The sequence below is a fragment of the Mesonia phycicola genome (assembly GCF_900141885.1).
GTDB classification, from domain to species: Bacteria; Bacteroidota; Bacteroidia; order Flavobacteriales; family Flavobacteriaceae; genus Mesonia; species Mesonia phycicola.
Genome location: NZ_FQYY01000042.1, coordinates 1 through 1,031, shown reverse-complemented (window position 1 = coordinate 1,031; position 1,031 = coordinate 1). Strand labels below are relative to the sequence as shown.

1 protein-coding gene is annotated in these 1,031 nt (G+C 30.5%); it reads left to right on the top strand.

The genetic code is table 11. The features are described from left to right. Nucleotides 1-139 precede the first annotated feature (139 nt). Nucleotides 140-805: a hypothetical protein gene (locus tag BUC03_RS15045; RefSeq protein ID WP_143159227.1), complete on the top strand. Its 666-nt coding sequence runs from the start codon at nt 140-142 to the stop codon at nt 803-805. Nucleotides 806-1,031 lie beyond the last annotated feature (226 nt).

Here is a 1,031-nt window from a genome sequence, read left to right as displayed (position 1 = left end):
TGTCCTGCGGACACAGACGCAAAAGCGTCAAAGTTAGCCCTTTTTACTATCTTTAACATTAATTCAACGCAACTGAAAGTTATATAAAACCGTTACCACACATTTGAGAAAAACGCTTTTCATATCGACAATTTTAGTTTTGAATTCATTGTTTTCGTTTGCCCAAAACAGAATTGAATTAGTTACGAATGATTGTAGTCAAGAAAATGGATTTACAATGTTTTTATTGGATAGAGCTAAACCGAAAATTCTGACTGAACAAAAATTTGAACAAGAAGAAAAATATTGGAATAATCAAAAGAAGATTTTACTTAATAATTCGCACATTATAAAAATAGAATACACGAATATTTTTGGACAGATAATCGACACAACTTTCACAAACGCAAAGGAACTGAATGAAATAAAAATCTGTGTAAATAAATTCAAAGATTACGAAAAGAAATCTCTAATAAAAGAATCAATCCAAAACGACCAAAGCTGGGTTTTAAACTCAACTTGGGGACATCAAACTTTTGAATCTGATAAACTGATTTTAAAACCTAAAAACGGATTTTTAAAATATAAATATTACAAAAACGGAAAAAGAATAAAGCGTGGAAAAATAAAAATAACGGAATCCGTTATTGACAGAATAGCTTTATTTGAGCGTAAACTGAATTTAATGCAAAATACTGACAATTCTTGTAATTTCGGAATTAGTTATAATCTTGACAATGGAATTGAAAAAATTAATTTTCAAGACGACAGTTGTTCTGGATTTTCGAATGAACAATTATTGACTGAATTAAAAATAACGGAATAAAAAACGTGTGGTAACACCGTATAACCGCAATTACGGCGGATTCGACTACGTCCGAATCCACTCGGAATTGCTAAAGCCAGTTATAAACCGAAAATTAACGCATATTAACCCGTAACTGACGGTTATACGAGACCGTTGTACTGCATTTAAAACAAATATTATGGAAATAGGAAATAAGATGATTAAAATTAGTTGGAAGTACCGAATAATATTTGCAATCGGAACT